General features: G+C 66.6%; 5 protein-coding genes. 3 read left to right on the top strand and 2 right to left on the bottom strand.

What is annotated here, in order from left to right; translation table 11 throughout:
- Window positions 1-54: 54 nt before the first annotated feature.
- A complete protein-coding gene (locus B2W70_RS15840; protein ID WP_286747120.1) occupies window positions 55-438 on the top strand; it encodes a DUF3613 domain-containing protein in 384 nt (127 codons plus the stop codon).
- A gap of 131 nt (window positions 439-569) precedes the next feature.
- Window positions 570-2,111 carry a TadG family pilus assembly protein gene (locus B2W70_RS15835; RefSeq protein WP_286747118.1) on the top strand — a complete coding sequence of 514 codons (1,542 nt, stop codon included), beginning with the start codon at window positions 570-572 and terminating at the stop codon, window positions 2,109-2,111.
- A 36-nt stretch (window positions 2,112-2,147) separates the two neighbouring features.
- On the opposite strand, the gene dnaE is transcribed toward B2W70_RS15835, so the two are convergent.
- Window positions 2,148-5,690: a DNA polymerase III subunit alpha gene (gene dnaE, locus B2W70_RS15830; RefSeq protein WP_286747116.1), complete on the bottom strand. Its 3,543-nt coding sequence runs from the start codon at window positions 5,688-5,690 to the stop codon at window positions 2,148-2,150.
- A gap of 177 nt (window positions 5,691-5,867) precedes the next feature.
- Between dnaE and B2W70_RS15825 the strand changes: the two genes are divergently transcribed.
- Window positions 5,868-7,412 carry a methyl-accepting chemotaxis protein gene (locus B2W70_RS15825; RefSeq protein ID WP_286747114.1) on the top strand — a complete coding sequence of 515 codons (1,545 nt, stop codon included), beginning with the start codon at window positions 5,868-5,870 and terminating at the stop codon, window positions 7,410-7,412.
- Here the strand turns inward: B2W70_RS15825 and B2W70_RS15820 are convergent.
- On the bottom strand, window positions 7,385-8,402 hold a 1,018-nt coding region (locus B2W70_RS15820), incomplete at its 5' end, for an AraC family transcriptional regulator (protein ID WP_286747113.1). The genes B2W70_RS15825 and B2W70_RS15820 overlap by 28 nt on opposite strands.

Below are 8,402 nucleotides of genomic sequence, written 5' to 3'. Positions count from 1 at the left end.
CCTGCCTGCCCCCGTTCAGCCACCGTCCGCTCCCGCCTCCACACCCGCCCAACCATGAAACAGCCCACCGCCACCAACCGCCGCGCATCACGCGCCTGGACCGAACAGCCGTGGGTGCTGGGCGCTGCCCTGCTGACCGCCCTGTTCGTTTGTCAAAGCGCTCGGGCCACGCAGGCCGACGCGACGCCCGCCACCGCCGCCCCGGCAACCGAGCCCTTCAGCACCGAGGAATGGCAGCTTGAGCAAAGGCGGCAGCTACCCGAAACCGGCCGGGCCACCCGTCAATGGCTGCAAAGCCAAAGCAGCCGCGAACAGGCCTCGGCCGCACGGCCGACCCTGTCAGGCCCAGCCCTGCGCCGTGTTCACGATCGCTACCTGCGCACCTTCGAAGTCGACATTCCCCAGCAATTGAGGGAAAGCCTGCCAGCCAACAAATGAGTACGCTTAACAAGCCTCATTAAACAGCTTCATCCCGCCACCGTCCGATGCCAGCCAGCCAGCACGCCCAGCACCCACGCGCCCGCCAGCGAGCGCGGCGCCTGGGCGCGCCCGCTCGGCATCAGCAAGGCATGATCACCCTGTTGGGCGTTTTCACGCTGCTGTTGGCCTTGATGCTCACTGGCCTGACGCTGGAGACCGCGCGCCTGTGGTTGACCAAGCGCGAGTTGCAGTCCACCGCCGACATGGCGGCCATGGCGGCAGCGCGTCACACCGGTTGCGGCAGCACCCGCACGTCCGCGCTGCAGGCGGCGCAGTCCGTGGTGGTGGCCAACGGCCTGACGTCGGGCTACAGCCTGGACTTGCAGCGCGGCATCCATGGCCGCGACGCCACCACCCGCGTCAACACCTTCCAGGCCAACGAGTCCGAGAGCAGCAACGCCGCGCAGGTCACGCTCACCCGCACGGTCGAGCCCAGTGTGCTGGCCAGTGGTTTGCTTTCGTCGAACTCGACGGTGATGAAGGTGACGGCCACGGCCAAGGGCGGCCCGCCCCAGGCGGCTTTCTCCATCGGCAGCTTCGCCAGCATCACCCAGAACCAGGCCACCTTCATCACCAACCTGTTCCGGGCCATCCTGGGCAACAGCAGCCTGAACCTGGGTGTGGCGGCCTTGACCGACCTGGCAGGCACGTCGGTCAACCTCTTGGCGTTGCAGGCCGCGGCAGGCGCCGCAACCATCGAGGAACTGCTCGACCGCCAAGTGCCCATTGACGAGCTCTTGCGCTGGCTGGCCACCGCATCTCCGTCAGCAGCTGCGGCCACGCAACTCAACCAGCTTGGCTCCATCTCTGTCAACTCGAGCTTGAAGGTGCGGCTGCGAGACGTGCTCAACATCCAGGTCCCGGCGTCAGCGGCATCGGCCACCGTCAACATCAATGTGCTGGATTTGGTTCAAACCAGCCTGCTGGTGGGCAAAGGCAAGGGCACCATCAATTTGGGACTGAACATCACCGGCGTGGGCGGCATCACGCTCAACCTGCTCAACCCGCCCCGGATCGCCGTCGGACCCGCCGGCAAATCGCTGTCAGGCGCTTGGTGCACCCAGACCCAATCGGCGCAGATGTCCATCAAGGTGGGCCTGAACCCCTTGAACCTGGGCCTCGTTGACATGGCGCTGTACCTCGACCTGCTGTCCACCTCTGGTCAGCTTGCGTCGCTGTCCATCGCGCCTGGCAACACCCGGGGGCAAATCGAAGTGGGCAGCACCTTGGTCAGCCTTCGCCTGCGCAACAACGCCGACACCAACCTGGCATCGGTTTTTGGTGGCCTGCTGCAAGTGGGGCTGAACATCCCTGTGGGCGATGCCAAAGGCGGCGCAGCGGCCTTCAACATCGCCTCGACGGCGGAGCTGCCCAAGACGGTGCAGACCTCCGGCGTGGGCAGCGGCACCTTCGCCGGGCTGCTTGGTCAAGACACCAGCCTGGTCATCAAGGTGCTGGGCCTGGGTGGAGACTTGCTCAAACCCCTGGTCAACTTCTTCGTGTCCCCGGTCCTGGCGGCCGTTGGTGCATTGGTGATCGACCCCCTGCTCAACGCACTGGGCATCGACATCGGCCTGGTTCGCGTCAAGCTCAACGACGTCGAAAGCGCCAAGCCTGTGCTCATCATTTGAGCCTCTAGCCGGCGCCACCAAAGGCCCCCAGAAACCTCACCCCTCCCCGTACACCACCTGCGGCTGCGCCTGCGGCATCAGCTCCCGCATGCGCACCATCGCCTCGTCGCTCGGGAACACGCGCGAGGCCTCACCCAGCTCCACCTCGCCTCGCGCCGACAACCCATCGGTGTGGCGCTCGATCACCACGCGCACCGGCAGGCCCTGCACGGTGTCGGGCAGGTCAGGCTGAGGCGCCGCCACGCGCCGCCCCGGGAACTCGCGCAACCACTCGCCCACGGGCAGTTGCTGCCCCGGCGCGTGCACCCGCACGAAACGAGCGAAGCGGCAACGCGCCTGCGCCAGGCTGAAAACCTGCTGCACGTTCAGGCGCAGGCCACCCGAAAAGCGGTCGTTCTGCACCTTGCCCTGGATGATGACGAGCTCGTCTTCCTTGAGCACGTCCTTGTTGGCGTCGAGCGTGTCCTGGTTGGCCACGGCCTCGATGGCGTCGCTCTTGTCGTCGAGCTTGAACAGGCCCACTCGCCCGCGCGCACCGTTGATGACGCGCATCTCGCTGACGATGCCGGCCACCAGTTGCGGGTCGCGGCTGTCGCGCAGGTCGGCGATGCGCTGCTTGCAAAAACGCCGGATCTCGCCCTCGGCCTGGTCGAACAGGTGGCCTGTGAGGAAGAAGCCGATGGCGGTCTTCTCCAGCCCCAGCTGTTCCTTGAGCGACCACGGGTCGGTGGGCACCAGGTCGGGCTCGTTGGTGGACGCGGCGTGGCTGTCGCCGAAGTCGAACAGGCCGCCCTGGTCGGCGTTGGCCGCCAGCGTGTCGGCATATTCGAAAGCGAGCGAGACGCTGGCCAGCAAGGCCGCGCGGTTGTCCGCCAACGTGTCGAAGGCGCCCGCCTTGATCAAGGCCTCGACCACGCGCTTGTTGACCAGCTTGCGGTCCACGCGCGTGCAGAAGTCGAAGAAGCTCTTGAAGGGGCCGTTGGCATTGCGCTCGGCCACGATGGCCTCGATGGCGCCCTGCCCCGTGCCCTTGACCGCGCCCAGCGCGTAGCAGATGGACTTGTCGCCAGTCGGGATGAAGCGCCACTCACCCTCGTTGACGTTGGGCGGCGAGAAAGTGATGCCGAAGTTCTGCGTGGCATCGTCGTGGAAGATCTTGAGCTTGTCCGTGTCGTCGCTGGCGATCGTCATGTTGCCTGCGAAGAATTCGGACGTGTAGTGGTGCTTGAGCCAGGCCGTGTGATAGGCCAGCAAGGCATAAGCCGCCGCGTGCGACTTGTTGAAGCCGTAGCCCGCGAACTTCTCCATCAAGTCGAAGATCTCGTTGGCGAGCTCGGTGCTGATGCCGTTCTTGGCCGCCCCTTCCGCGAACAGGCCGCGGTGGTGCTGCATCTCCTCGACCTTCTTCTTGCCCATGGCGCGGCGCAACAGGTCGGCGCCACCGAGCGAGTAGCCGCCCACGATCTGGGCGACCTGCATCACCTGCTCCTGGTAGACCATGATCCCGTAGGTCTCTTCCAGCACCTGGCTCATCAGGGGGTGCGGGTACTCGACCGCCTCCTTGCCGTGCTTGCGCGCGCAGAACGAGGGGATCAGGTCCATCGGGCCTGGTCGGTACAGCGCCACCAGCGCGATGATGTCCTCGAAGACGCTGGGCTTGGCGTCGCGCAGCATGCCTTGCATGCCGCGTGATTCAAGCTGGAACACGGCAACGGTCTTGCCCTCGGACAGCAGCCGGTAAGTGGGCGCGTCGTCCAGCGGGATCTTGGCGAAGTCGAAGTCCTTCTGGTCCGGGTGGCGGGCCATGATGAACTCTTTGGCCGTCTCCAGGATGGTCAGCGTGGCCAGGCCCAGGAAGTCGAACTTCACCAGGCCGATGGCTTCGACGTCGTCCTTGTCGTACTGGCTCACGGCCGAGTCGCTGCCAGGCTGCTGGTAGAGCGGGCAGAAGTCGGTGATCTTGCCCGGCGCGATCAGCACGCCACCGGCGTGCATGCCGATGTTGCGCACCAGGCCTTCGACGTTCTCTGCGAGTTCGAGCAGCGCGGCCACTTCTTCTTCGGCCTTCTCGCGCTCGTTGATCTCGGGCGCCTCGTGGCGGGCGTAGATGACCTTCGCCTTCTCCGGATCGAAGTCAGGGGGCAACTTGGCCAGCGTCACCGTCTTGCCAGGGGGCGCCGGGATCAGCTTGGCGATGCTGTCGACGTGGCCGTAGCCCATGCCCAGCACGCGGCCCACGTCGCGCAGCGCGGCCTTGGCGGCCATGGTGCCGAAGGTGGCGATCTGCGAAACAGCAGCGCGACCGTAGCGGTCTTTCACGTAGTCGATGACGCGGTCGCGGTTGCCCTGGCAGAAGTCGATGTCGAAGTCGGGCATCGACACCCGCTCCGGGTTCAGGAAGCGCTCGAACAGCAGGTTGTACTTGAGCGGGTCGAGGTCGGTGATCTTGAGCGCGTAGGCCACCAGCGAGCCGGCGCCCGAGCCCCGGCCCGGCCCCACCGGGCAGCCGTTGTTCTTGGCCCAGTTGATGAAGTCCTGCACGATCAGGAAGTAGCCCGGGAAGCCCATCTTCAGGATCGTGTTGATCTCGAACTCCAGGCGCTCGACGTAGCGCGGGCGTTCAGCGTTGCGCTCGGCCTCGTTGGGGAAGAGGTGCAAAAGCCGCTCTTCCAGGCCCTGGTGCGACAGCTCGCGGAAGAACGCGTCCATGGGCTGCGGCTGGCCGTCCGGCATGATCGGCGTCGGGAAGTCGGGCAGCTGCGGCTTGCCCAGCACCAGCGTCAGCGAGCAGCGCCGCGCGATCGCCACCGTGTTGGCGATGGCCGAGGGGATGTCGGCGAACAGCGCCTGCATCTCGGCCGTGGTCTTGAAGTGCTGCTCCTTGGTGAAGCGCTTGATGCGCTTGGGGTTGCCCAGCGCTTCGCCCTCGGCGATGCACACGCGCGCCTCGTGGGCCTCGAAGTCATCGGGCGCGAGGAACTGGATGGGGTGCGTGGCCACCACCGGCAGCTTGAGCCTGGCGGCCAGCGGCACGGCGGCTCGGATGTGCGGCTCGTTGGTGGGGTGGCCGCCGCGCTGCAGCTCGATGTAGAACCGCCCCGGGAAGGCCTCGGCCAGCTTCTTCGCCCAGGCTTCGGCCTTGGCCACATCGCCCATCAAGATGGCCTGGCCCACCGGACCCAGCTCGGCGCCGGACAGGCAGATCAGGCCCTCGTTGCGCTCGGTCAGCGAGGCCCAGCTCACCCAGGCGTGCGTGCGCTGGCCCGGGGCCGTCCAGGCCTCGCCGAGCAGCTCGCACAAGCGCAGGTAGCCCGCGCGGTTCTGGATCAGCAGCAGCAAGCGCAGGGGCGCGCGACCGGCCTCTTCGGGCTCCAGCCAGATGTCGGCGCCAATGATGGGCTGCACGCCCTTTTTCCGCGCTGCGGAATACAGCTTGACCGCGCCAAACAGGTTGGACAGGTCGGTCACCGCCACGGCGGGCTGACTGTCCTTGGCTGCAAGCTTGACCAGGTCGTCGATGCGGACGGTGCCGTCGACGACGGAGAACTCGGTGTGGGCGCGGAGGTGAACGAAAGGCATGAAGCCATTGTAAGAAGCCGGCGCCCTGCGCCCCGCCCCCGACGCCTTGGGTGGTTTTTTCAGATTCGCGGGTTTGGGTGTGCAGGATGTATCAATTTGCGACCGAATGAGCGGCTCAAGCATTCAGTCCTCAGGTGCCATGCCGACAACAACGATGAATGCAAAAAAGAGCACGACATGTCGTTTTTCCGTGAGCGCGGGCTGGCTGCCCGCATCGCCCTGGCTTCGGTGCTGGTGTGCGCCGGGCTGATCGGGGCCGCCATCTTCACGGTGTGGCGACTGCAGGACGTCTCGGCCACCAGCGGGCTGACGGCCATGAACCGCATCCCTCAACTGGCCGGGATCGCCCAGGTTGAGCTCAACGTCACCCGGGCTTCGCTGCAACTGCGCCACGCCATGCTGGCGCGCACGCCTGCCGAGCGCGACGCGGCCTTGCAAGACGTTCAAGCCAAGCGCGAGCTGATCGAGCAACTGCTCAGAACCTACGAGCAACAGCTGTTCACCCAGGCAGGCAAGCAACGCTTCGAGGCCATCGCGCCTGCCGTGCAGGCCTTCTGGGTGCAAGGGGAAACCAACGTCAAACTCATCATCGAAGGCCGCAAGGACGAAGCCTTCGCTTACCTGGTGGATCACACCATCCCTGCTCGCAACGCGCTGCTCAAGGAGCTCGCCGCAACCGTGAGCTACCAACGCGACAGCGCCGAGCAGGACATCGCACACATCCAGTCCAGCATCGAGCAGACGCTGATGGTGCTCATGGGTGTGTTCGTCTTCATCGGTGGCGCCATGGTGACGCTGTCCTGGTGGATCGGTCGCACCTTGAAGCGACGGGTGGACAGATCTCGGGAGGTGGCCGAACGCGTGCGCGACGGCGACCTGCGCACCACCATCCAGGAAGACCACCGCGACGAGTTCACCCCCTTGCTGGAGGCGCTGTGCGACATGCAAAGCAGCCTGACCCAGGTGGTCACGAGGGTGCGCGGCAACGCCGAAGCCGTGGCCACGGCCAGCGCGCAAATTTCCCAAGGCAGCCAGGACCTGTCCCAGCGCACCGAGCAACAAGCCGGCTCGCTGCAGCAAACCGCCTCCACGATGTCGGACCTGGGGCACACGGTGCAGCGCAACGCGGAGAACGCGTTGCAGGCCACCACCATGGCACAGGAAGCGGCCAAGGTCGCAGAAGAAGGCGGCGGGGTCGTGCGCGAAGTGGTCGAGACGATGCAAGGCATCAACGAGGCCTCGCGCAAGATCTCCGACATCATCTCGGTGATCGACGGCATCGCCTTCCAGACCAACATCCTGGCGCTGAACGCGGCGGTGGAAGCCGCCCGCGCCGGCGAACAAGGCCGAGGCTTCGCCGTGGTGGCTGCCGAGGTGCGTTCGCTGGCGCAGCGCAGCGCTGGCGCCGCACGCGAGATCAAGCACCTCATCACGGCCAGTGCCGAGCGCGTCGAGCGTGGCAGCACGCTGGTCAACCAGGCGGGCGACACCATGGTCCAGATCGTGGACGCCATCGGTCGCGTCAACACCATCGTGGCCGAGATCAGCACGGCCAGCGCCGAGCAGCAAGCCGGTGTGTCGGTGGTCGGTCAGGCCATCCAGCAAATGGACCACGGCACGCAGCAGAACGCGGCCTTGGTGGAAGAGTCGGCATCGGCCTCCGAGAGCCTGCAGCACCAGGCCGCCGAGCTGGTTCAGTCGGTGGCGGTGTTCAAGGTCTGAGCACCGGCTGATCGCCTGAAATCACTCGGGGGCATGCCCACCCAGCGCCGAAAGGTGCGGCTGAAGTTGGACGTGTCCTGGTAGCCCAGCCGGTCGGCGATGACCTCGACCGTCAGGTAGGAGTTGAGCAGCCACCAGCAGGCCAGGTCCTCGCGCACGCGGTCCAGCAGTTGCTGGTAGGTCAGGCCCTCGTCGCGCAGCTTGCGGATCAGCGTGCGGCTGGAGACGTGCTCGCGCTCGGCCAGCTCGATCAGGGTCGGGTAGCGGCCCTCGCAGGCCAGCAACTGGCGCAAGACACGATCGCCAACGGGCCCCAGTCGGTCGCGCGGGTCGTTCTGCTGTGACCACAGGCGCTCGCACTCGCGCAGGGCCATGCGGTGGGTCTGCGGGTCCGGGGCCAGCCCCGGGTGGCTGAGCAAGGCGGCCGGCAACACCATGGCCGAGCGTTCCACACCGAACCGCACCGAGGGCCACCAGCGACGGTAGGCATCGGCCCAGGGCGGCTCCGGGAAGGCGAACTCCACGCGCGCCACGCGGGTCATGTCCAGCCCCGTGAGGGTATCGAGCAGGCGCAGGCCCGCGCCCATCAGGTGGCCCATGATGTACTCGCGCACGTCGGGCGCCTGCAGGTGCTCGCGCATCCACAAGGTCACCTCCTCGCCTTGTGTCGCCACCTCCAGCGAGATCAGGCTTTGTCGCAAGCCGGCGTGCCGCTGGATCAAGGCCAGCGCCTGCCCCACGTTGTCGCACGACATGGCCGCCACGCCCACCGGCCCGTGCGCCGACAACTGCGTGCCCCACCCCACCGTGATGCCCAGCCAGGGCTCTTGCGTGAGCGCCACCGCGCGCCGGATCAGCCGGGTCACCTCGTCGAAGCTCAGGTAGCGGTTGCCCTCGTGCAGCGCGGCCCAGTTCAGCCGCGTGCCCGCCAGGATCTGCGCCTCGTCGAAGCCACGGCGGCGCATCTCGGCGCAGATCAGCCGGGCGGAG

This window comes from Aquabacterium sp. UBA2148, from assembly GCF_002328915.1.
Taxonomy (GTDB): Bacteria; Pseudomonadota; Gammaproteobacteria; order Burkholderiales; family Burkholderiaceae_C; genus Aquabacterium; species Aquabacterium parvum.
The sequence above is the reverse complement of the archived record's forward strand: the minus strand, read 5'-3'. Positions and strand labels throughout refer to the sequence as shown.

Excerpts from the sequence above, each read along its gene's own strand:
- B2W70_RS15840 (WP_286747120.1), top strand. The coding sequence starts at position 55 with ATGAAACAGCCCACCGCCACCAACCGCCGCGCATCACGCGCCTGGACC.
- dnaE (WP_286747116.1), bottom strand. The coding sequence starts at position 5,690 with ATGCCTTTCGTTCACCTCCGCGCCCACACCGAGTTCTCCGTCGTCGAC.
- B2W70_RS15835 (WP_286747118.1), top strand. The coding sequence starts at position 570 with ATGATCACCCTGTTGGGCGTTTTCACGCTGCTGTTGGCCTTGATGCTC.
- B2W70_RS15825 (WP_286747114.1), top strand. The coding sequence starts at position 5,868 with ATGTCGTTTTTCCGTGAGCGCGGGCTGGCTGCCCGCATCGCCCTGGCT.